23 protein-coding genes are annotated in these 21,956 nt (G+C 70.1%); 10 read left to right on the top strand and 13 right to left on the bottom strand.

Annotation, left to right across the window (positions count from 1 at the left end):
* The 3 genes from Q0L11_RS19035 to sdhC all read right to left on the bottom strand — a co-directional run.
* The coding region (locus Q0L11_RS19035; RefSeq protein WP_296599327.1) for an FAD-binding protein at window positions 1-916 on the bottom strand (916 nt) is incomplete at its 3' end.
* Window positions 917-920: 4 nt separating this feature from the next.
* Entirely contained in the window at window positions 921-1,304 is a 384-nt protein-coding gene (gene sdhD / locus Q0L11_RS19040; protein ID WP_296599328.1) for a succinate dehydrogenase, hydrophobic membrane anchor protein, read from the bottom strand.
* Window positions 1,305-1,712: a succinate dehydrogenase, cytochrome b556 subunit gene (sdhC, locus tag Q0L11_RS19045; RefSeq protein ID WP_296599329.1), complete on the bottom strand. Its 408-nt coding sequence runs from the start codon at window positions 1,710-1,712 to the stop codon at window positions 1,305-1,307.
* A gap of 254 nt (window positions 1,713-1,966) precedes the next feature.
* On the opposite strand from sdhC, the gene Q0L11_RS19050 reads away from it, so the two are divergent.
* A complete protein-coding gene (locus Q0L11_RS19050) occupies window positions 1,967-2,848 on the top strand; it encodes a LysR substrate-binding domain-containing protein (RefSeq protein WP_296599330.1) in 882 nt (293 codons plus the stop codon).
* Between the two features lie 10 nt (window positions 2,849-2,858).
* On the opposite strand, the gene Q0L11_RS19055 is transcribed toward Q0L11_RS19050, so the two are convergent.
* Complete coding sequence (locus Q0L11_RS19055) at window positions 2,859-3,560, bottom strand: helix-turn-helix domain-containing protein (RefSeq protein WP_296599331.1); 702 nt, start codon at window positions 3,558-3,560, stop codon at window positions 2,859-2,861.
* A 116-nt stretch (window positions 3,561-3,676) separates the two neighbouring features.
* On the opposite strand from Q0L11_RS19055, the gene Q0L11_RS19060 reads away from it, so the two are divergent.
* The 6 genes from Q0L11_RS19060 (at window position 3,677) to Q0L11_RS19085 (ending at window position 9,483) form a co-directional block, all read left to right on the top strand.
* A complete protein-coding gene (locus Q0L11_RS19060; protein ID WP_296599332.1) occupies window positions 3,677-4,807 on the top strand; it encodes an acyl-CoA dehydrogenase family protein in 1,131 nt (376 codons plus the stop codon).
* 128 nt (window positions 4,808-4,935) lie between these two features.
* The gene (locus Q0L11_RS19065; protein ID WP_296599333.1) at window positions 4,936-5,982 is read left to right on the top strand and encodes an alpha/beta hydrolase; all 1,047 of its coding nucleotides are present in this window, start codon (window positions 4,936-4,938) and stop codon (window positions 5,980-5,982) included.
* A 62-nt stretch (window positions 5,983-6,044) separates the two neighbouring features.
* On the top strand, window positions 6,045-6,287 hold the full coding sequence (locus Q0L11_RS19070; protein WP_296599334.1) for an aa3-type cytochrome c oxidase subunit IV: 243 nt from the start codon (window positions 6,045-6,047) through the stop codon (window positions 6,285-6,287).
* A 286-nt stretch (window positions 6,288-6,573) separates the two neighbouring features.
* A complete protein-coding gene (locus Q0L11_RS19075) occupies window positions 6,574-7,707 on the top strand; it encodes a Re/Si-specific NAD(P)(+) transhydrogenase subunit alpha (RefSeq protein WP_296599335.1) in 1,134 nt (377 codons plus the stop codon).
* A 15-nt stretch (window positions 7,708-7,722) separates the two neighbouring features.
* The gene (locus Q0L11_RS19080; protein ID WP_296599337.1) at window positions 7,723-8,037 is read left to right on the top strand and encodes a proton-translocating transhydrogenase family protein; all 315 of its coding nucleotides are present in this window, start codon (window positions 7,723-7,725) and stop codon (window positions 8,035-8,037) included.
* A 24-nt stretch (window positions 8,038-8,061) separates the two neighbouring features.
* Window positions 8,062-9,483: an NAD(P)(+) transhydrogenase (Re/Si-specific) subunit beta gene (locus tag Q0L11_RS19085; RefSeq protein WP_296599339.1), complete on the top strand. Its 1,422-nt coding sequence runs from the start codon at window positions 8,062-8,064 to the stop codon at window positions 9,481-9,483.
* 16 nt (window positions 9,484-9,499) lie between these two features.
* On the opposite strand, the gene Q0L11_RS19090 is transcribed toward Q0L11_RS19085, so the two are convergent.
* Together Q0L11_RS19090 and Q0L11_RS19095 are read right to left on the bottom strand one after the other, a co-directional pair.
* A complete protein-coding gene (locus Q0L11_RS19090; RefSeq protein WP_296599340.1) occupies window positions 9,500-10,882 on the bottom strand; it encodes a calcium-binding protein in 1,383 nt (460 codons plus the stop codon).
* A gap of 24 nt (window positions 10,883-10,906) precedes the next feature.
* A complete protein-coding gene (locus tag Q0L11_RS19095) occupies window positions 10,907-11,245 on the bottom strand; it encodes a helix-turn-helix transcriptional regulator (protein WP_296599341.1) in 339 nt (112 codons plus the stop codon).
* A 136-nt stretch (window positions 11,246-11,381) separates the two neighbouring features.
* On the opposite strand from Q0L11_RS19095, the gene Q0L11_RS19100 reads away from it, so the two are divergent.
* From Q0L11_RS19100 to Q0L11_RS19110, 3 genes are all read left to right on the top strand, one after another.
* Window positions 11,382-14,375, top strand: a complete 2,994-nt coding sequence (locus Q0L11_RS19100; protein WP_296599343.1) for an autotransporter domain-containing protein — start codon at window positions 11,382-11,384, stop codon at window positions 14,373-14,375.
* 225 nt (window positions 14,376-14,600) lie between these two features.
* Entirely contained in the window at window positions 14,601-15,497 is an 897-nt protein-coding gene (locus Q0L11_RS19105; protein ID WP_296599345.1) for a M23 family metallopeptidase, read from the top strand.
* Complete coding sequence (locus Q0L11_RS19110) at window positions 15,494-16,351, top strand: alpha/beta fold hydrolase (protein ID WP_296599346.1); 858 nt, start codon at window positions 15,494-15,496, stop codon at window positions 16,349-16,351. Before Q0L11_RS19105 ends, Q0L11_RS19110 begins: the two co-directional genes overlap by 4 nt.
* On the opposite strand, the gene tilS is transcribed toward Q0L11_RS19110, so the two are convergent.
* From tilS to Q0L11_RS19145, 7 genes are all read right to left on the bottom strand, one after another.
* Entirely contained in the window at window positions 16,333-17,529 is a 1,197-nt protein-coding gene (tilS, locus tag Q0L11_RS19115) for a tRNA lysidine(34) synthetase TilS (RefSeq protein WP_296599347.1), read from the bottom strand. The genes Q0L11_RS19110 and tilS overlap by 19 nt on opposite strands.
* Window positions 17,517-18,389 carry a tol-pal system protein YbgF gene (gene ybgF / locus Q0L11_RS19120; RefSeq protein WP_296599349.1) on the bottom strand — a complete coding sequence of 291 codons (873 nt, stop codon included), beginning with the start codon at window positions 18,387-18,389 and terminating at the stop codon, window positions 17,517-17,519. The genes tilS and ybgF overlap by 13 nt, the downstream gene beginning before the upstream one ends.
* Before the next feature lie 6 nt (window positions 18,390-18,395).
* Window positions 18,396-18,956 carry a peptidoglycan-associated lipoprotein Pal gene (gene pal, locus Q0L11_RS19125; RefSeq protein WP_296599350.1) on the bottom strand — a complete coding sequence of 187 codons (561 nt, stop codon included), beginning with the start codon at window positions 18,954-18,956 and terminating at the stop codon, window positions 18,396-18,398.
* A 68-nt stretch (window positions 18,957-19,024) separates the two neighbouring features.
* A complete protein-coding gene (gene tolB / locus Q0L11_RS19130) occupies window positions 19,025-20,317 on the bottom strand; it encodes a Tol-Pal system beta propeller repeat protein TolB (RefSeq protein WP_296599358.1) in 1,293 nt (430 codons plus the stop codon).
* 53 nt (window positions 20,318-20,370) lie between these two features.
* The gene (locus Q0L11_RS19135) at window positions 20,371-21,171 is read right to left on the bottom strand and encodes an energy transducer TonB (protein ID WP_296599352.1); all 801 of its coding nucleotides are present in this window, start codon (window positions 21,169-21,171) and stop codon (window positions 20,371-20,373) included.
* On the bottom strand, window positions 21,168-21,668 hold the full coding sequence (locus Q0L11_RS19140) for an ExbD/TolR family protein (protein WP_296599354.1): 501 nt from the start codon (window positions 21,666-21,668) through the stop codon (window positions 21,168-21,170). Before Q0L11_RS19140 ends, Q0L11_RS19135 begins: the two co-directional genes overlap by 4 nt.
* Before the next feature lie 3 nt (window positions 21,669-21,671).
* The coding region (locus Q0L11_RS19145; RefSeq protein ID WP_296599356.1) for a MotA/TolQ/ExbB proton channel family protein at window positions 21,672-21,956 on the bottom strand (285 nt) is incomplete at its 5' end.

The raw sequence follows: 21,956 nt of genomic DNA on the forward strand, positions 1-21,956 counted from the left end.
CCACCCCGCGGCCCTCGCGGATCTCCATGGTCATGGCGCGGCTCACCATGTCGCGCGGCGCCAGGTCCTTCACGGTGGGCGCATAGCGCTCCATGAAGCGCTCGCCCTCGGAGTTGGTGAGGTAGCCGCCCTCGCCGCGGGCGCCTTCGGTGATCAGGCAGCCCGAGCCGTAGATCCCGGTCGGGTGGAACTGCACGAACTCCATGTCCTGCAGCGGCAGGCCGGCGCGCAGCGTCATCCCGCCGCCGTCGCCGGTGCAGGTGTGGGCCGAGGTCGCCGAGAAGTAGGCCCGGCCATAGCCGCCCGTCGCCAGGATCACCTGCTGGGCCTGGAACCGGTGCAGCGTACCGTCGTCCAGCTTCCAGGCGGTGACGCCCCGGCAGACGCCCTCATCCATGATCAGGTCCAGGGCGAAGTACTCGATGAAGAACTCGGTCGAGTGCGCCAGCGACTGCCCGTACATGGTGTGAAGCATGGCGTGGCCGGTGCGGTCGGCCGCGGCGCAGGTGCGCTGGATCGGCGCCTCGCCGTAGTTCTTGGTCATGCCGCCGAACGCGCGCTGGTAGATCTTGCCGTCAGCCGTACGGCTGAAGGGCACGCCCCAGTGCTCCAGCTCGTACACCGCGGCCGGCGCATTGCGGCACAGGTATTCGATGGCGTCCTGGTCGCCCAGCCAGTCCGACCCCTTGACGGTGTCGTACATGTGCCAGCGCCAGTCGTCCTGGCCCATGTTGCCCAGCGAGGCCGAGATGCCGCCCTGGGCCGCCACGGTGTGCGAGCGGGTCGGGAAGACCTTGGTGATGCAGGCCGTCTTCAACCCGGCCTGGGCGCAGCCCAGCGCGGCGCGGAGGCCCGAGCCGCCGGCGCCGACGACCACCACGTCGAACTTGTGATCGATGAATTCGTACGTCGCCATGGGATCAGCCGCCTCCCAGCGCGACCTTGAGGATGGACATGATGGCCAGCGCGCCGGCGAGGCCGCTGACGAACAGGTTGGCCAGCAGGGCGGCCGCCTTGTTCAGGTGCGAATAGACATAGTCCTCGATGACCACGCGCAAGCCCGATTGCATGTGCATGAAGCTGATCGCCAGGGTCAGGATCATCAGGGTCGCGTTGACCGGGCTGCGGATCCACTCGACAGCTTCGTAGTAGTCCATGCGGGCCAGCAGGATGACGCTGTAGGCGCCCCAGAGCACCAGCGGGATCAGCGCCACCGCGCCGACGCGCTCGGAAATCCAGTGGCCGACGCCGTGCTTGGCGGAGCCCAGCCCGCGGGCGGTGGAGAGGGGGGTGCGGAAACTCATCTAGAGCGCTCCGATCTGCCAGGCGATCGCCCAGGTCGCCAGCGTCGCGGCGATGGTGAAGCCGAAGACGGTCCAGGCCGAGGAGTTGGCGCTCTTGATGTCCAGGCCGTGCCCGAAGTCCCAGACCAGGTGACGGACGCCGTTGCCCAGGTGGTAGAAGACCGACAGGGTCATGCCGAACATGACGAACTTGCCCAGGCCCGAACCGAGCAGCGCCTTGAAGGTGGCGTAGGCTTCGGGGCCGGAGGCCAGCGAGATCGCCCAGGCCGCCGCGATCAGGCCGCCCAGGTACAGGCCCACGCCCGTGACCCGGTGCAGGATCGACGTCGCCATGGTGACGTGCCACCGCCAGATCTGCAGGTGTGGCGACATCGGGCGGTCGGCGGGACCGCGTGGAACCGTAGACATGGCGACCGTTCGCCTCCCCAAAAGCCCTCGGCCCCGCGGTTTTAAGCGCCGGGCGAGGGGTGTCAACGAACGGGCGGAGTGTGACGTCCCGCCCGGACTGGTCGATCGAGCATGCCGCGCCTCAAGTTGCGAATGCTTCGCATTATCCGAAGTATGAAGCGCACACGTTTCGTTCGTATTCGCCGAAGTCTCCCTCGGCTCACGCTTGGACGCAATCCGCGATCGGGCTAGGGTTCCTTCGCGAAAGGCGAAGGATGCGCTTCGATCTCACCGACCTTCGGCTGTTCTGCGACGTGGTGGACGCCGGGTCCATCACCGCGGGCGCCGAGAAGAGCGCGCTGGCGCTGGCGGCGGCCTCCACGCGGGTCCGCAACATGGAGGCTGCGTTGGGCGCCGCGCTCTTCACCCGCTCGCGCCAGGGCGTGACGCCCACCCCGGCCGGTCGCGCCCTGCTGAAGCACGCCCGCACCATCCTCGGCCAGGCCGCCCGCATGCGCGAAGACCTATCGGTCTTCGCGGGCGGGCTCTCGGGGGAGGTCCGGCTATTGGCCAACACCAATGCCCTGACCGAATTCCTGCCCGAGGCCCTGGCCTCGTTCCTGGCGGCGCATCCTCATGTGAGCGTCGACCTGGAGGAGCGCCTTTCGGACGAGATCGTCGGCCTGATTGCCGAGGGGGTGGGCGACGTGGGCATCGTCGCCGGTACGGTCGACGTGGGAGGGCTGCAGACCTACCCGTTTCGCTCGGACCGCTTCGTGGTGGTGGCCGGTAAGGGGCATCCGCTGGCGGCGCGCCGCCGCGTCGCCTTCGCCGAGGTGCTGGAGTACGATTTTATCGGCCTGGAGCGGTCCAGCTCGCTCCAGCGCTTCCTGGCCGCCAAGGCCGCCCGCGAAGGCCGCCCGTTGCGCGCTCGCGTGCAGCTCCGCAGCTTCGATGCGATCTGCCGCATGGTGGAGGCCGGCGTCGGCGTGGGCGTGGTGCCGGAGACCACGGCGGCGCGCGCGGCCCGCACCACCTCGCTCGCCGTGATCGACCTGGCCGACGACTGGGCGCTGCGCGAGCTGACGATCGTCGTCCGGGCCGCGGAAGAGCTTCGCCCCTACGCCCGCGAACTGGTGGAGAGCCTGCGGGCCTGACGCCGGACGTTCAGGCGGCCGGCGGGAAGGCGAGCACGCGAAGGTCCGGCCCGTCGGGCAGTTTCAGCGCCCGCTTCAGTTCCGCCACGCGAGCCGTCTCGCCCGAAAGGGAAATGTCGCCCGCCCCCAGCGCGTCGGCCAGCCCGCGATGGCCCAGCCAGACGCGCACGAAGGCCTCAAGATCGGCGGCGAGCACCACGTCGACATCGAGCCCCGGATCCTTGAGGCAGACCTCCACGTCCGCTCGGCGCAGGATCATCCACCAGTACCGCCGGGCCGCGAAGGCGCGCGGCAGACCCCGGAACTCGAACCGCAGAACCGTCTCGCGGCGCGGCAGGTCGTCCAGGGCGATCTGGCGGCGCATGCCCCACATCAGCAGGGTGGGGTCCAACTCCTCGTGCGCGATCCGTCCTTGCCCATAGCGCTGTCCCCAGTCGGACATCAGGTTGACTATCGCCCCGAAGTGTTCCCCCGCGGGCGTAAGGCTGTAGAGCTTGCCCTGGGCCAGCGGCTCGGTGGCGATCACCGCCGCGTCCTCAAGCTCGGCCAGCCTCTGGACGAGCAGCGCGCGCGACATGAGCGGCACGCCGCTGTGGATCTCGGTGAACCTCTTGGGCCCAAAGCAAAGTTCGCGCACGATCAGCGGCGTCCAGCGCTGGGCGAAAACCTCGGCCGTCTTGGCGACCGGGCAGAACTGTCCATAGCCTTTCATGTCGTCGAGTCCTCGACTTAAGACCGTCGTTCGACAAGTTCATTCTTCGAACTGGAGATCAACAGCCTGTTTGGGGGAAGACCCCGCCCTCAACGATCGAGGGACTTAGGAAAGCAATGAACGTCATGGTCAAAGCCGAGGCGATCGACTGGGTTCAGCGGGTGCGTGATCTCGGGCCCCGGATCGCGGCGCATGCGGCCGACGCCGACGAGGGTGATCTCTTCGTCGCTGAGAGCCTGGACCTGCTGAAGGCCGCGGGCGTGCAGACGGCTCCCGTGCCGGCGGAACTGGGCGGAGGCGGGGCGAGCGTGGCCGACCTCTCCCACCTGCTGCGCGCCCTGGCCGGATACTGCGGTTCCACCGCACTGGCGCTGGCGATGCACACCCACGCGGTGGCCCTGCCGGCATGGCGCTGGCGGCGGACGCCCGAGGCCGTGGAGGGGCTGCTCAAGCGCGTGGTGGCCGAAGGGCTGACCCTGGTTTCGAGCGGCGGGTCGGACTGGCTGGACGGCTCGTGCAAGGCCCTGCCGGTAGATGGGGGCTTCCGCGTGAGCGGTCGCAAGATCTTCTCCAGCGGCAGCCCGCGCGGCGACCTGCTGGTGACCATGGCGGTTCAGGAGACGGCCGAAGGGCCAATGGTGCTCCACATGGCGATCCCGATGCGCGCCGAGGGCGTGAAGGTGCTCGACACCTGGCGGACCCTGGGCATGCGCGGCACCGGCTCGCACGATCTGCAGCTCACGGATGTCTTCGTACCGGACGCGGCCGTCACCGTGCGCCGTCCCTCCGGCCAGTGGCATCCCCTGATGCACATGGTCAGCCTCATCGCCTTTCCGATCATCATGAGCGTCTACGTCGGCCTGGCGGAGGCGGCGCGCGAAAAGGTCCTGGCGCTGGCCGCCGCCCGCAAGCCGTCGGCCGACACAGAGCTGCTTATCGGGCAGATGGAGACCGAGCTGGCCGCCGCGAGGCTGGCGCTGGCCGATATGCTGGCCTGCGCGGAGACGCAGGAGCCTGGGGCTGAAAGCACCAACCGCATCATGACGGGCCGCACCCTCGTGGCGCGGGCGTCGATCGCCACGGTGGAGAAGGCCATGGCGGCGGCCGGCGGCGCCGGCTTCTACCGGGCCACGGGACTGGAGCGCATCTGGCGCGACGTTCAGGCCGCCCGTTACCACCCCCTGCAGGAACCGGCGCAGGCGCGGCTGGCGGCCCGCTTGGCCCTCGGCGCGCCCATCGACGGCTGAAACCCCCGAACGTCCGGTCCGCGGCCGCTGAGGCCAACGCGGATCGCACGGCCCCGCCGCCCTTCCCCGAACAGGCGGCGGGGCATCTCGGCTTGCGCTTTTTCAAACGGCCGTTAGACCGGAGGTCGATGGCCAACGATCTTTCCGAAAAGACCGGTTCTTCGAAGGAAACCTACGACGACCGGCCGTTCCATTCCGAGGACCTGCCGCCTGAGGTGCGCGCGCCCCTGGCGCCTTATGCGGGGGCGGAGCCCGAGGCGCCGGCCTGGTTCAAGTGGGCCATCGCCCAGGAGCCCGAGCGCGGCTTCGTCACTTCGCACGGCACGCGCATCGAGACGCTGACCTGGGGCGAGCCGGGCAGGCCCGGCCTGCTGCTGGTGCATGGCAACAGCGCCCACGCCGACTGGTGGAGCTTCATCGCGCCTTACCTCGCCAAGGACTTCCGGGTCACCGCCATGTCGCTGGCCGGCATGGGCGAGTCCGACTGGCGCGAGACCTATCGCTTCTCCGACTTCGCCGACGACGCCGAGGCGGTCAGTCGGGCGACAGGGCTGTATGACGGCGGGCGCAAGCCGATCTACATCGGCCACTCCTTCGGCGGGGGCCAGGTGTTCTTCACCGCGGCCCAGCGCCCCGAGCTGATGGAGGCGGCGATCCTGGTGGACACCGGCTTCGGCGGGCCGCCGCCCGAGGTGCTGAAGGAGCGTGCCGCGCGCCGCGAACTGCTTGCCAACATCCCGAGCCCCGACAAGCCGACCCGCGTCTACGCCACCCTGCCCAAGGCGCTGGAGCGCTTCCGGCTGATGCCGCCGCAGCCAGCGGAGAACCACTACATCCTCGACTTCATCGCCCGCCGGTCGCTGAAGGCGGCCCCGACGCCCGAGGGCGGCGAGGGCCTTGCCTGGAAGTTCGATCCGAACATGTGGGAGAAGCTGGACCGCTCGGGGATGGGCATGTCGCATGGCGGCAAGCTGCCGCCGGTCAGCGTGCCCCTGGTCCACCTCTACGGCGAGAAGAGCCGGATCATCGAGCGCCGGCGCGTGGGCGAGGAGACGGCCCTGGCCGAGATCGCGCAGGAGATCGAGATCCCGGATTCGCATCACCACGTGATGATCGACCAGCCGTTGGCGCTGGTGGCCGCCCTGCGGACCCTTCTCGCCACTTGGCCGCATTGAACGCAGCCGACGGTTCGTGTATCGCCCCCTCGACCTTCCCTTCATCCGAGAGTGAAATCCCGATGGCCGGAGCTTCTTCCGACTACCAGCGCGGCGGCATGGACATCGCCGAGCAGACCTCGACCTATCATCTGGTGATGGGCATGACGAAGTGGGGCTCGCTGGTGATCGCGGCCGGCATCCTCTTCTTCACGCTGCTGTTCTGCACGCACACCGGCTTCCTCGGCTCGGCGGCCAGCGCGTTTGTGATGTTGGTGATCGGCGTGCTCGTGCTGCGTGAGAAGAAGGACGCCGCGGCGCACTGACGCCGCCCGGTCGCTTCCACTGAATTCGAGAGGCCTCCGCGACCGCGGGGGTCTTTTCGCATCCGGACCCCGCGAATCGCGATGAACGCCGGTCGCCCGACGGGTCTGGAGTTGCGCGGGGCGCCGCGCCGCGCAACGTCGGCGGTCAAATCTTGCGTCGCATTGCTGCGGTGCAGCGAAATCTTTCAAACAATCGTTCGAACCCGCCTCCGGCGGCGGCTGGACAAGGTGTCTCCACGACCCCTATGGTCCCGCCCCAAAAGGGCAGCGGGGGATTTCGCGGACCATGGCCGTTATCGCCGTGACGAAGGAGCGCCGGGCCGGCGAGACGCGCGTGGCCGCGACGCCGGAGACGGTGAAGAAGCTGTCCGCGGCCGGGTTCTCCGTGATCGTGGAAGCGGGCGCCGGCGAGGCCGCGTCCTATCCTGACGCCGACTATGCGGCGGCGGGCGCCACCATCGCCAAGACTGCCAGGGACGCCGTCGGCAAGGCCGACATCCTGTTCAAGGTGCGTGGTCCCGAGGCCGAAGAGATCAAGGCGCTGAAGTCCGGCGCGCTGGTCGCCGCGACGCTCAACCCCTACCAGGACCGCGCTACCCTGGACGCCCTGGCCAAGCAGGGCGCCACCGCCTTCGCGATGGAGTTCGTGCCGCGGATCACGCGCGCCCAGGTGATGGACGTGCTGTCGTCGCAGGCGAACCTCGCCGGCTACCGCGCGGTGATCGAGGGCGCCGAGGCCTATGGCCGGGCCATGCCGATGATGATGACCGCCGCCGGCACCGTGGCGCCGGCCAAGGTGTTCGTGATGGGCGTTGGCGTCGCGGGGCTGCAGGCCATCGCCACCGCCCGCCGCCTGGGCGCGGTGGTCACCGCCACCGACGTGCGTCCGGCCACCAAGGAACAGGTCGAGAGCCTGGGCGCCAAATTCATCGCCGTCGAGGACGAGGAGTTCGCCAACGCCCAGACGGCCGGCGGCTACGCCAAGGAGATGAGCAAGGAGTACCAGGCCAAGCAGGCCGCGCTCACCTCCAGCCACATCGCCAAGCAGGACATCGTGATCACCACCGCCCTGATCCCGGGTCGGCCCGCGCCGCGCCTGATCACGGCCGAGCAGGTGGCCTCGATGAAACCGGGCTCGATCATCGTCGACCTGGCCGTCGAGCAGGGCGGCAACACCGAGGGCGCCAAGGCCGGTGAGACCGTCGTGACGACCAATGGCGTCAAGATCCTGGGCTTCACCAACCTGCCCGGCCGGATCGCGGCCGACAGCTCGGCGCTCTACGCCCGCAACCTCGTGGCCTTCTCCGAGCTCTTCAAGAACAAGGAAGGCGCGTTCGCGCCCGACCTCGAGGACGAGATCCTGAAGGCCAGCCTCGTCACCCACGGCGGCGCCGTGGTCCATCCCTCGCTGCAAGCCTAGCCCGGAGCCTTATCCATGGACGTCGATCCGACGGTCTTCCGCCTGGCCATCTTCGTGCTGGCGATCTTCGTGGGCTACTACGTGGTCTGGAGCGTGACGCCCGCGCTGCACACGCCGCTGATGGCCGTGACCAACGCCATCTCGTCGGTGATCATCGTGGGCGCCCTGCTGGCCGCGGCGGCCAAGAGCGGCGACGGGACGCTGACCCAGAACATCATGATCTCGAAGGGCGCCGGCGCGGTCGCCGCGGCCTTCGCGGCGGTTAACATCTTCGGTGGCTTCCTCGTCACCCAGAGGATGCTCGCCATGTACAAGAAGAAGTCGAAGTAGCCGGCTGAGCTGGGGGCAAACGCAATGAACGCCAACCTCGCGGCGATCCTGTACCTCGTTTCCGGGGTGCTCTTCATCCTGGCCCTGCGCGGGCTCAGCTCGCCGACCACCAGCCAGGCGGGCAACCGCAACGGCATGATCGGCATGGCGCTGGCCGTCGGCACGGCGCTGGCGACGCTCTGGACCCAGGGCAAGCTGGATGGCCTGACCCTGGCGCTCATCGTCGCCGGCGTCGCCGTCGGCGGCGGCATCGGCGCGGTGATCGCCCGGCGCGTCGCCATGACCTCGATGCCGCAGCTCGTCGCCGCCTTCCACAGCCTGGTGGGCATGGCCGCCTGCCTCGTGGCGGTGGCGGCGATCTACACGCCCGACGCCTACGGCATCATGGGCGACGACGGCCACATCCACCTGAATTCGCTGATCGAGCTCAGCCTGGGCCTGGCCATCGGCGCCATCACGTTCTCGGGTTCGGTGATCGCCTTCGCCAAGCTGAACGGCAACATGAGCGGCGCGCCGATCCTGCTGCCGGCCCGCCACCTGCTGAACATCGTCATCGGCCTCTCGATCGTCACCCTGGTGGTGATCCTGGTGATGAGCGGCGGCTCGGCCATCTGGGCCTTCTGGGCGATCTTCGCCCTGGCGCTGCTGATCGGCGTCACCCTGATCATCCCCATCGGCGGCGCCGACATGCCGGTCGTCGTGTCGATGCTGAACAGCTACTCGGGCTGGGCGGCGGCGGCCCTGGGCTTCACGCTCGAGAACGTCACCCTGATCATCACCGGGGCCCTGGTGGGCAGCTCCGGCGCGATCCTCAGCTACATCATGTGCAAGGGGATGAACCGCAGCTTCATCTCGGTGATCCTGGGCGGCTTCGGCGCCGACGACGCGGCTGCGGCCAGCGGCGGCAAGGTCGAGACCCGGCCGGTCAAACAGGGTTCGGCGGACGATGCGGCCTTCATCATGAAGAACGCCTCCAAGGTCATTATCGTCCCCGGCTACGGCATGGCCGTCGCCCAGGCGCAGCACGCCCTGCGCGAGATGGCCGACGTGCTGAAGGAGGAGGGCGTCGAGGTGAAGTACGCCATCCACCCCGTGGCCGGCCGGATGCCCGGGCACATGAACGTGCTGCTGGCCGAAGCGAACGTGCCCTACGACGAGGTGTTCGAGCTGGAGGACATCAACTCCGAGTTCGCCACCGCCGACGTCGCTTTCGTGATCGGCGCCAACGACGTGACCAACCCGGCGGCCAAGACGGACCCAGCCTCGCCGATCTTCGGCATGCCGGTGCTGGACGTGGAGAAGGCGCGCACCGTGCTCTTCGTGAAGCGCTCGATGGGCTCGGGCTATGCCGGGGTCGAGAACGAGCTCTTCTTCCGCGACAACACCATGATGCTCTTCGCGGACGCCAAGAAGATGGTCGAAGGGATAGTGAAGGGGCTGCACTAGCCCCTTCCGCCGGGCCTTAGCCGAAGAGGTCGGCGCCGTCGGTGAGGGCGTGGCCGGTCACCACGACGGGGTTGTCGGCGCCGCCGACGATGTGGCCGTTCCGGCCCACCAAAATGTAGCCGTCCATCACGCCGTCGCCGTCGAAGTCGATCTCGACGCGCGTAAGCGGCGGCCCGACGAGCGTGGGGCCGAAGGTTCCACCATCGGTCAGGCCCGTTCCGCCGCTGACGCCTGGTCCAAGCGTCGGGTGGGTCGGGTCGACGCCCTGGCCGGTGAAGGTTCCACCGCTGCGGTCGCCCTCGCCGCCCTGGCCCGGCGCGACGGTCTTGCCGTCGGTCGCCGGCCGCAACGGCAGTTCGATCACCCGCCCGCTGGCGGTGACGATCTTGTCGCCGTCGAAGGTGCTGAAGTCGAGGATCACGCCCAGCAGGGTGTTGGCGTGGCCGAGTTGCACCGGCGCCTCGATGACGAAGGTGTCGGCGCCTTCGCCGCCCACGGCGGTCACGCCCGAGGTCAACTCGATGCGGTCGTTGCCGGCGCCGCCCTCCAGGAGGTCGTGGCCGCCGCCGCCGCTCAGGGTGTCGTTGCCAGCGCCGCCGACGATGTGTTCATCCGCCGAGGCGCCGACGAGCTTTTCGTCGCCATCCGTGCCCTGGATGAGGATCGGGGGCTCCGCGCGGACTGCGGGCTTCGGCGCATCGAGCACCTGCTCGACCGGTGCGGACTGGACCGTCACCGGCTCAGGCGTCGCGGGAGGGGCGAGGGCGGCTGGGTCCTCGTGCGGCGCGGCGGCTGCCTGAGGAGCGGTTGGGACCGTGGTCGAGACGGCCGTGGGCGCTGGATCGGGCGTAGCGGGCTGCTGCGCCGCGCCCTGGGTGGCCAACTCGCGCTCCTGGGCGGGTGCGTCGGCGTCGGGGGGCGGCGGTGTGGGGTCGGTGACCAGCTCGGGCGGCAGCTCGGCTGCGTGGGCGGTGTCGGCGACGCCCGAGGTCTCGTGGAAGAAGGCGGCGGCGGCCACAAGCGCCAGGAACGTCTGGCCTTGGCGCGCGGTGAGGCCGAAGGGCAGGATCGTCGCGCTCTGCGGCGCCATCGCCGCCTCGGTGACATCGAGCTGGTCGCGGAGCGCCGAATGCAGGTCGGCGCCCTCGTTGATCGCGTCGTCGACGGCGGAGTGCACCACGAACTTGCCGTCGATCCGCGCCACGTGGATCAGCACGTCGCCGGCCTCGTCGGTCACCACGCACCAGGGGTCGCCATCGTCGGTTGCGCCGAAGATCACCTCGACGTGGACGCCGCTTTGCGCCAAGCGGTCGGCCACCTCCTCCAGGCGCGCGCGCTCCGCGGCGGTCCAGTCGCCGCTGTCGCGTACGCGGGCGATGAAGGGAACGACCTGACCCATGGCTTAGGGGAGTGTCTCCTGAGGCTAGCCGGCGGCCCGGCCCTTCAGGGCCCGGGACGCGCTCTCGCCGCCGAACAGCAGCCTATATAGTTCCGGTTCGTAGAAGCGCAGCAGCGTCTTGGCGAAATCGCCGGGCACCAAGCCCAGCGCTTCGGCCCAGGCGCCCTGCGTCTCGATCGGCAAGCGGCCCAACCCGCTCTCCACCTGCGAGACGAAGGTGTAGTAGCGCAACCCCACCTTCTCGGCGAGTTCGGCCTGCGTCAGGCCCGCTTCCTCGCGCGCCGACTTCAGCCAGCGGCCGGCCTGTTGGCGCAGCAGCTTGATCTGGGCGGCCTTGGCGGGATCGGTCGCGGGTCTCGGCATCGTCGGCTCCGGTGACTTGCAGTGCGCGCTTGCAGCGCGGTCGCAAGCCTAATAATGCAGTAATTACGCAACTCATACTTACGCGACGTGTAGCCGCTTGTCAGTCGCTATCACGCCGACTCGTTTCAGGAAAGCAATGAAGCGTCTCCTCGTCTCCGCGGCCGTGCTCCCCCTCGTCCACGCCGCCTCGGCTCACGCCGAAACCAAGATCACCACGGCGACCACCGCGCCGGTCCGAACCTCGACGATCGCCAGTGGCCAACCCGACCACCTGACGATCGACTCGACGGGCTCGATCGCGCCGACCGCCGCCGGCGCGGCGGTCACCGTCGACAGCTCGAACGCCGTTATCAACAACGGCTCGATCACCTTCACCGGCGTCAGCGGGGCGACGGGCGTCCTGGTGACGAACGGCGTCGCCACGGCGATCACTAACGGCGGCGCGATCAGCCTGGTGGAGGACTACACCGCCACCGACACCGACAGCGACGGCGACATCGACGGGCCGTTCGCCCAGGGCTCGGCCCGCTATGGCCTTCGCGTGCTGTCGCCAGGGACTACGGGCAACATCATCAACTCCGGCACGATCTCGATCGAGGGCAACGACTCGGCGGGCATCTCCCTGGAAGGGCGGCTGACCGGCAATCTGACCAGCAGCGGCACGGTCTCGATCATCGGCGACCGCAGTGTCGGCGTGCGCGCCGACTCGGTGTCGGGCGATGTGAAAATCCTGGGCGCCGTCCAGGCCCAGGGCGAAGGGACGGTCGCCGTCCAGGTGGGTTCGGTGGACGGCGCGCTCGTCCTTCAGGGCGCCATCGCATCCACAGGCTACCGGTCCACGGAGCGGCTGGCCGACACCGTGCGGGCCAAGCTCGACGCCGACGATCTGAAGCAGGGCGGCAGCGCCGTGCGGATCACGGGCAGTGTCGGCAAAGGCATCCTGCTCGACCGCCCGCCGACCGACAGCAGCACCACCGACACCGACGAGGACAAGGACGGGATCACCGATACGCTGGAAGGGACCGCGGCGATCGCCTCCTATGGCGCCGCCCCGGCCATCGACATCGGCGGCGCCACGGCGACGACGATCGGCGCCGTCGGGACAGGCGAGCTGGCGTTCGGCTTCGTCAATCGGGGCTCGGTGACCGGTAACGGCGTGAACGACGGCATCGCGGGCGTGGCCCTGCGCATCGGCCAAGCGGGCGGCGGGACCGTGACGGTCCAGGGCGGCCTCAGCAATGTCACGGGGGCCACCATCGTCGGGCGGTCCTACGGCGCGCAGTCTACCGCCATCCTGCTCAACGCCAACGCTGTCGTCCCCGCGATCCGCAACGCCGGCTCCATCGGCGCCGAGCAGAACGGCGGCCTGCACGACGCGCGCGCCATCGTCGACCTCTCGGGATCCCTGGCGCTGGTGGAGAACTCGGGGACGATCCGGGCGGCCGTGACGCCGGCGACCGGGGTCACGCAGACGGGCAAGGCGATCGCCATCGACCTGTCGGCAAACACCGGCGGCGCGACCGTGCGCCAGGCCAAGGTCAATTCGACCGACACGCCCGCCATCGGCGGCGACGTTCTGTTCGGCTCGGGCTCCGACCGGCTCGAGATCCTGGGCGGGACCTTCGCCGGCAACATGACCTTCGGCGCGGGCGCGGACACGCTGATCGTCGACGGCGCGGCGACTGTGGCGGGACGCATCTCCGACAGCGACGGCAAACTGGCCATCGACGTCCGTGAAGGCCGCCTGACGGTGTCGAATACCGAGACGGTGTCGATCAGCTCGCTGAACCTGGGCGCCAAGGGTGTGCTGGCGGTGAACATCGACCCCACGCTCACGAACACGCGCCTCAACGTCGCCGGAGCCGCCACGGTCGCCACCGGCGCGCAGGTGGACGTCAAGCTCACGGCGATCTCGCGCGGCTCCAAGTCGTTCCAGATCGTGCAGGCCCAGAGCCTGACGGTCGGCCAGGCGGGGGTCACCCTGGCGGGTGCGCCGTTCCTCTACAACGCCAACCTGCGCAGCGACGCCGCGGCGGGCGCGCTTTACGTCGACCTGCGTCCGAAGACGGCCAGCGAACTGGGGCTCAACCGCTCCGGCGTCCAGGCCTACGACGCAGTCTTCGCCGCCCTCGACAAGGACGACTCCATCGAGCAGGCCTTCCTGGCCCAGACGACGCAGGCCGGCTTCCAGGGTCTCTACGACCAGATGCTGCCCGACCATTCGGGCGGGGTCCTGATGTCGGCCGCGGCGATCTCCGGCGCCGTCTCCAGCGCGGTCGCCGAGCCCGCCCGCATCGATGCGTCGTCGGGCCACGGCGTCTGGGCCCAGGAGGTCGCCTTCAACATCAAGCGCGACAAGCAGGACGCGGCCGGCTTCAAGAGCCAGGGCTTCGGCTTCGCAGCGGGCATGGACTTGCAGGGTGAGGCGAATGCGCTCGGCGCCAACGTCAGCTTCGTCACTACGGATGTGAAGGACCGCGGCGCGGCGGCGGGCGAGAACGTGACCATGAACCTGTTCGGGGCGGGCCTTTACTGGCGTCTCGACGGCGGTCCGCTGCAGGCGGCCGTCCGGGGCGGGGTGGGCTACGCCTTCTTCGACGGCGACCGCCGGCTGGAGAGCGCGAGCCTGAGCCTGCGTGCGGACTCCAAGTGGAACGCCTGGATGGTCGACGCCTACGCCGGCGCGTCCTACGAAATGCGGCTGGGTGGCTTCTACGCCCGGCCCGAGGTGTCCGCGAGCTACCTGCGGCTGGCCGAGGACGGCTACAAGGAGAAGAACGGCGGGTCTGGCTTCAACCTGACGGTCGACAAGCGCACCGGCGACATGCTGACCGGCGAAGCCTTGCTGGCGATCGGCTGGCGGTTCGGCGACGAAGTCTATTTCGCGCCCGAGATCAAGGCGGGCTATCGCGGCAAGCTGGCGGGCGGGCCTTCGAAGACCACAGCCCATTTCGAGGGCGGCCAAGACTTCACCCTCGATCCGGAAGACGTCTTCAAGGGCGGCGCAGTGGCGCGCGTGGGCTTCCGCGGCGGCGCGGCCAGAGTGGTCTACTCCGTCAACGCGGGCGCGGTGATCGACGGCGACTACGAGGAGTACGACGCCCGGGCCACGGTGCGCTTCCAGTTCTGACGGTTGTCCTCTTCGGAGGATCGCCGGCGGAGCCCGGACCGGATGGTCGCCCATGGTGTCCCTGTGGGTGGAACCGCGTACCGGTCCGGGCAGTTCGCTCTCTCGCTCGGCAGGCGCATCGGTTTGCCCGCGGCCTGCTTTTTGCCTAGAACGCCCGGCAGCCTGGCGGAACCGTCCCCAATGGGCGCGGCCGGACCGCCGGCGGGCAGTGGGAGTTCGAGAGGCGTGGCGCCAGACCGCAAGCCGATGGTGAAGGCCCGTTCGCGCATCCTTGCGGAGGCGGCGATCGTGGTGACCGCGGGGCTGAGCGCGTTCGCCGTCGCCCACGCCTCGCTGCTCACCGCGCCCCCCGGCAAGGCCCCGCCCGCGCGCGCCGCCCTGACCAGTGCGCGTATCGCGCCCGCCCGGGCGCCGGCCGAGGACGAGGTGCTGATCGCTTTCGAGGAGCCCGTGCCCGGCCACGCGGTGGTCTCGCCGTTCGGCCTGCGCCAACTCCCGTGGGAGGGCAACGGCCGCCTGCACGAGGGCGTGGACATCTCGGCCGACAGCGGCGTGCCGGTGATCGCGGCCGCCGACGGCGTGGTCGTCGCGGCGGGGACCAAGGGCGGCTACGGCCGCTATGTCGCCGTGCGCCATGCCGAGAGCCTCACGACCTTCTATGCGCACCTCGGCGCCATCGCCCCGGGGCTAAAGCCCGGGATGGCGGTGACGGCCGGGACGCGTCTGGGCCAGATCGGTTCGACGGGCACGTCCACCGGGCCGCACCTGCACTTCGAGATCCGCGACCCCGAGGACCGGCCGTTGAACCCGGCGATGTTCCTGGGCAAGGCGTTCGCCGAGGCCGGCGACCTGCCGCTCGACAAGGCCAAGCGCTACTCGGGCCGCGTCCGCATGGCCTATGTGTCGTTCATTCCCGAGAGCAAGCGTGCGCTAATGGAAGCGCGGGAAGATCCGGCCGTGATCGTGGTCCGCCGGAAGACGACCGACGCCCAGGATCTCGCAGCCGCCGAAAAGAACCTGGAGGGCCAGGCCCGCGCCGCCGCCAAGCAGGAGAAGATCGACGGGATGCGAGAGCTCTCCATCGGTCCCGACGGCCGCCCGCGGGCGCAGCTCAGCCTTTGAGCGGGTTCCGGGGCGAGAGGGTCGATATCGGCGGGCGGTCCCTGCGGGTCGTCCGCGCGGGACCCGCGGCCAGCCAGCACCCCCTGATCGTCTGCGAGCACGGCGCATTCGGCTGTGCGTCGGACTGGGCCGTGGTCCAGGAGAGGTTGGCCGCGCGGGGCTTGCGCAGCCTGGCCTACGACCGCGCCGGCCTGGGCCACTCCGACGCGGGGCCCGAGCCACGCGACGGCCGGGCGATCAACGACGACCTCGAGGCGCTGCTGGGCGCGCTGAAGGAGGCGGGGCCGATCCTGCTGGTCGGCCACTCCATGGGCGGGCTGATGGTGCGGCTCTTCGCGCTGGAGCGGGAGCGATCGCTGGTGGGGCTGGTGCTGGTGGACGCCGTGACGCCGGACGTCTTCACCCTGCCGGGCGGCCCGGCGGCGGTCCACGGCTTCGGGCGCGTGCTCAAGGCGGTGAGCCACGGCGCCCGGTTCGGCCTGATGGTCCCTGTGTCGCTGGTCAGTGGCAACCTGATCGGTCTGCCCGCGGCGGTGGCGGCCGAGAAGCGCCGCATCCATGCCTCAGCCCCTCACGCCCGCGGCGCCGCGGCCGAGGTGATGCAGTGGCCGCGGACTTCGGAAATGGCTGGCGCCGTCGAACTGCCCGCCGACCTGCCGGTCGCCGTGGTCACCGCCGGACCACACAAGGGCCGGGCCGCGTTGAAGGCGATCCAGGAAAAGCCCGCCTCGCGCTCGCGCGCCGGCTTCGTCGAGCACGTGGCGCCGGCGACGCACGCCAACCTGCTGGGCCCGCGCTACGCCGACGCCATCGTGCGGGGCGTCGAACACGTGCTTCAGGCCGGCTCTCGCTGAACAAGGCCCGCGGCGGCGCGAAAGCGGTCGCCGACCAGGCTCTCGAGCGGGCCAAGCCGGACGCCGCCTTGAGCATCCACGATAGCCGGAAGGCTGCCGCGGGCCGACGGGGGAATCTCGCGCAGGCGCTTCTTGTCGGAGGGCGACAGGTGCAAGGCGAGGCCTGACAGCCGCCGCACCACCGGACCCGAGGCGATTTCGAAGCGGCCATCCCAAACGCCCGGCGGGGTAAGGGGCGTCAGTCCGCCGCGGCCCGCCTCGCCGGCTTCCCGGAAAATACGTACCGATCCGTCGCTCGCTTCGATCCGTGCGCCGGCCAAGGTCGCCACGAAGGGCGTCGAGCCGGCCAGCGCCTGCGCCGCGCGATCGACTCGCGCGCTCGCCGGCAATCGCTCACCGCCGCCGCAGCATACTGCGGCCAGGCCGACGAAGCGGCGAACATCGCGGGGCGCTCCGGCGGCGAGTGCGCCGCGAGGGATCGAGATGACGCCCGCGCATTCCGTCGCGAGATCCGCCAGCGACAGTGGCGCTTCAGGCGCAATAGGCCCGGTCGTGTCGGGCCCCGCAAGCCTCGCGCGGCTGCGGGCGTAGCGAGGATCGGCGTTGGCGGGATCCTCGATCCAGGTCTTGCCAGCGTCCTGTAGCCAGTCGCGCAGCTCCCTGCGCCGAGCGCCAAGAAGCGGACGCAGCAGAAAGAGCCCGCGGCCGTCAGGCCACCCCGGCGACGGTGACCAGGGTCGAGGATCAGGCGTCGTCGATCCGCCCGCTCGCATCACGGCCGCCTCCGCGAGGTCGTCCGCGGTGTGGCCCAGCAGGATCACGCGGGCCCCAGCTTCGCGGGCCGCCTCGGCCAGCAGGCGATGGCGGGCGCGCCGGGCGGCGGCGGGCAGGCCGGTCGAGGGCTTTTCGCCTTCCCAGGCCAGAGCGCGGAACGGGCGGTCCAGCCGGCCGGCGACGTCGGCGCAGGCCGCTGTCCAGGCCGCGCTCTGCGGCTGCAGGCCATGGTCGACGGTGAGGATCACCAGCTCCCGGCCGATGTCGCGCGCCCAGGCGTCGGCCAGCAGGGTCAGCGCCAGGGAGTCTCCGCCCCCCGATAGCCCGACGGCGAGGGGCCGGCGGCTGTCGGCGAGCAGATGTTTGTCGAAGACCTGGCGGGCTGCCGCCTCTAGGCCGCGCACTTGGCCTGGGTGCGGGTGGCGGCCGCGCGGCTCTGGATGTTCGCCGGGGCCTTGGCGTAGCGCCGGCCGAACTCGCCGAGGATCTGGCAGGCGTCGGCGGGCTTCTTCAGCGCCACCAGCGAACGCGACAGTTCCACCACGGCGTCAGGCGCCCAGGCGGTCTGCGGCCAGCCGCGGATGGCGGCGATATAGGCCTGGGCCGCGTTGGCATGGGCGCCGCGAACGCTGAGCGTCTTGCCCCACCAGTAGTTCGCCTCGGCGGTGCGCGGCGCGTTCGGATAAGCCTGCACGTAGTCGGCGAAGGCCTGCTCGGCGCCGTCGTAGTCGCCCGCCAGCATGAGCTGTCGCGCCTGGGTGAAGTCCTTGGCGGGATCGCCGGCCGGCGCGGCCGAAGCCTGGTCGCCGGTAGGCGGGGCCTGGCCGCCGAAGGTCTCGGTCGGGGGCGGTGCTGCCACCTTGCCTTCGAGCGCCGTGAGCCGTTCGGCCAGAGCCTGCACCTGCTGCTTGAGGGCAGCGTTCTCGCGCTTGGTCTGGTCGAGCTCCATGGTCGTGGTTTCGACCGAACCGTTCAGGCGGCGCAGGGTCTGCTCCAGGTCGCCCAGCTTCTCGCCCACCTCAGCCAGGCGGGCGTCTGTGTCAGCCGGCTGCACCACGACCGGCTTTCCGCTGTCGCGCAGTTGGAACACGATCGCGCGTAGTTCGCGAACGACCTTCTCCATCCGCTCCACCCGCTTGGCGTCGCGGGCGTCGAGCGGGTCGGGCTGGCCCTCGGCGGGCAACGGCGTCTGCGCGACCACCGGTGCGGCCGTCGCGAGGACGGCCGCGGTCAGCAGCAGCGCAGGCAGGCGGCGGACGCGCATCCCGGGCTAGCGCGCGCCCGAGACGATCGCCGTGTGGGCGTTGCGGTTCTTCTGCCAGGCGTCCTCGCCCGAGCCCGCGTCGATCGGCTGTTCCTTGCCGAACGAGATCGTCGAGATGCGGCCGGCGGCGACGCCCTGGGCGACCAGGAAGTCCCGCACCGAGTTCGCACGGCGGGCGCCGAGGGCGAGGTTGTACTCACGCGTGCCGCGTTCGTCGGCGTTGCCTTCGATCTTCACCACCACGCTCGGATAGCGCTTCAGCCAATCGGCCTGGGCGCTCAGCAGGGGGCGCGCATCCTCGCGGATCTCATGCTGGTCGGTGTCGAAGTAGACGCGGTCGCCGACGTTGACGATGAAGTCCTGGGCTGAGCCGGGCAGCGGCGCGGTCGGTTGTCCCGTCACCGGGCCGGCCTGTGGCGGCAGCGGCGTGGAGGGCGGGGCCGTCGGCTGGCTGGGGGTCGTCGGGTAGGCGGGCTTCGGCTTGCTCTGGCAAGCGGCCAGGGACGCGGCCGCCGTAGCGACCAGGGCCAGGCGCAGGGCAGCGCTCCCGGTGAAGCTGCGGACCATATACGTCTCCTCGTTCCTGGGGTTGCGGATCAATTGCAGGGTCTATCGGGCGGGATTACGGCGCAAGTCTAGTTAAGCAAAGGCGACCAAGCGGGGTCCGAGCCCGCTCCGGGGTAGGGCATCGGCTGAAGGATTCGCCCAGTGACATCCACACTCCATAACTTTGACGCGCCGCCAGGGGTTTCACGCGAGAACATCAAAACGCGGCCGTTGGGCGCCCAGGTGGGGCCTTCATCCAGGTAGCTGGAGGTCAAGAGCCGCTCGTCAGAGCCGTCCGGGCGCATGACTCCGATGTGGAATTCGCCTCCGGTCTGCTTGGTAAAGGCGATGAATTCGCCGGTCGGGCTCCACACCGGGGTGGTGTAGCGTCCGCCGCCGCTGGAGATCCGGCGCGCGCCTGAACCGTCGGCGCCCATGACGTAGAGTTGGGGTGAGCCCGAACGGTCGGAATTGAAGACGATCCGCGTCCCGTCGGGGGAGAACGAGCCCGAGGTATCGATGGCCGGGTCGGTCGTCAGCCGCGTCGAGCTGCGGCTGGAGAGGTTCATTACGTAGAGGTCGCTGTTGCCGGCCCGCTCGACCGAGAACACCACCTTGCCGCCGTCGGGTGAAAAGCGCGGAGCGAACACCATGCCGGGGAAGGTGCCCAGGCTCTCACGACGCGCGGTCTCGAGATTGAGGATGTAGATGGTCGAGCTGTCGGGCCGGAGCGACATGTAGGTCACCTCCTGGCTGTTCGACGAGAACCGCGGGGTCATGACGATGCTGTCGCCCGAGGTCAGGTAGCTCGGGTTGGCGCCGTCCTGGTCCATGATCGCCAGGCGCTTCACCGGGTTCAGGCGCGAGCCGCTCTCGGCCACAAAGACGACGCGGGTGTCGAAATAGCCCTTTTCGCCGGTCAGGCGCTCATAGACGGCGTCCGAGATCTTGTGCGCCACCTTTCGCCAGCTCTCCGGGCTGGCGGTGAACTGCAGGCCCAAGAGCTGCTGCTCGGCGAACACGTCCCAGAGGCGGAAGTCGACGCGCAGCTTGCCGCCCTCGACCGTGACCTGACCATTGACCAGCGCCTGGGCGTTGATCGTCTTCCAGTCGGCGAAGCGGGGCTGAACGTTGGCGGTCAGGCCCTTCTCCACGAAGCTTGCAGGATCCAGCGGCCGGAAGAGGCCCGAGCGCTGCAGGTTGGCCGAGATCACCTGACTGATGTCGGCGCCTACCTGGCCGCCGCCGAACGCCGGGATCGCGACCGGCAGGGGCTGGACGTCGCCACGATTGACGTTGACCTCGATCTCGGCGCGCGCCGGCTGGGCCAGCACGGCGATCAGGGTGATCGCGCTGAGCAGGGCGAACAGCAGCGCCGCCATCGGGTTGCGGGTCCGGACACGGGCGTGAACTCGGGTACGGACTGGGGCGTGGGTCATCGGGCGCAGGCCTCCCGGGCGTTGAAGTTGACGGCGACGCGGTCGCCATAGAATTCGCGAGGCAGCCCCCGGAACGGGGCCGCAGCGTACACGGCCCGGACGGCGCGCTCGGCGCCCGCCTGGGACACCGGCGTGCGCGCGCCCTGGATCTGACTCTGGACGTCGCCCACCACCTGGCCGCCAACCCCGAGTTGGAAGGTCACGCGGACGACAACGTCGCGGCCGCCCTCGACCTCGCAGTTGGGGTTCCAGCGGCGCTGCAGTTCTTCGGCCAACCCCTGGAGGGCGGCGCCGGCCGCCAGGCCGGTACCGACCGTCTGACGCGCCACCGGCGCCGTCTCGGCGCGGCTCGGGCCCTTCGGCGCCGCCGACGGACGCTGTGGTGCGTTGCGGGCGGGCGCCTTCAGGCTGGCCGAGAGGGCGTCAAGGTCGAAGCTCTTCTCCACCGGCTTGGGCGGTGTCTTGGCCACCGGGGTCGGCGCCTTGGGCGTCGGCGTGGGCGCGGCCTTGGGTGTCGGAGGGGGCGGAGCCGGCGTCGGGGGCGGCGGGGCAGGCTCGGGCGGAGCTTCCGCGACGGGTTGTTCGGTGGCGGCTTCCTGTGTCTCGGGCCCCTGGACCGCGGGCCGGGTGTCGACGTCGGGCGCGCTGGAGACGATGGTGACCGGCACCACCGCGCCCACCTTCAGGTCGCGGCTGCCCCAGGAGATCATGAACGCGGCCGCCACGGCGACGTGCAGGGCGAGCGAGCCCAGCGCGGCGGGGGAGACCTCGATGCGCCTGGCGCGGGCCTGGCTCACTGCGGAGCCTCCTCCTTGCCCGCCGACGTATCGGCGCCCGACGACGGCCCGCCGGTGTCGGTGATCAGGTTGATCGAGGTGAAGCCCGAGGTGGACAGCGAGGCCATCACGCGGGCGACGATCTCGTAGCTGGCTCGGCCGTCGGCGCGGACATAGATCGGGCGGCTGGTGTCGGTGGCCATCTCCTTGAGGCGGGGCGAGAGGTTGGCGAAGGGGACTTCGCTGTCGCCGATGTACAGGCTGCCGTCGGAGCGGATGGAGATGGTGATCGGGTCCGGGACGTCCTGCATGGCGCCGGCCTCGGTCTTCGGCAGCTCGACCGGCACGCCGGCGGTGAGCAGGGGGGCCGAGATCATGAAGATGATCAGCAGCACCAGCATGACGTCGACCAGGGGGGTGACGTTAATCTCGCTGAGCGCGCCGCGGCGGCCGCGACCGTAGCGGCGGCGACGCTTGCCGCCGCCTGCCGAGAAGGCGTCGTGTGTCGAGAGCGCCACCGATCAGCCTCCCGCCAGCCGGCGCTGGATGGCCGCGGAGAGATCGTCTGCGAAGCCCTCGAGGCGGGCGGCGTACTTCCCGGCGGCGGTCGAGAAGGCGTTGTAGAAGATGTAGGCCGGGATGGCCGCGACAAGGCCTATAGCGGTGGCGAACAGGGCCTCGGCGATCGAGGGGGCGACGATGGCGAGTGAGGTGTTCTTCTGGATCGCGATCGCCTGGAACGAGCGCATGATACCCCAGACCGTGCCGAACAGCCCCACGAAAGGCGACGCGGTGGCGACGATGGC

Origin of the sequence: Phenylobacterium sp. (genome assembly GCF_024508875.1) — a bacterium.
In the GTDB taxonomy this organism is placed as follows: domain Bacteria; phylum Pseudomonadota; class Alphaproteobacteria; order Caulobacterales; family Caulobacteraceae; genus Phenylobacterium.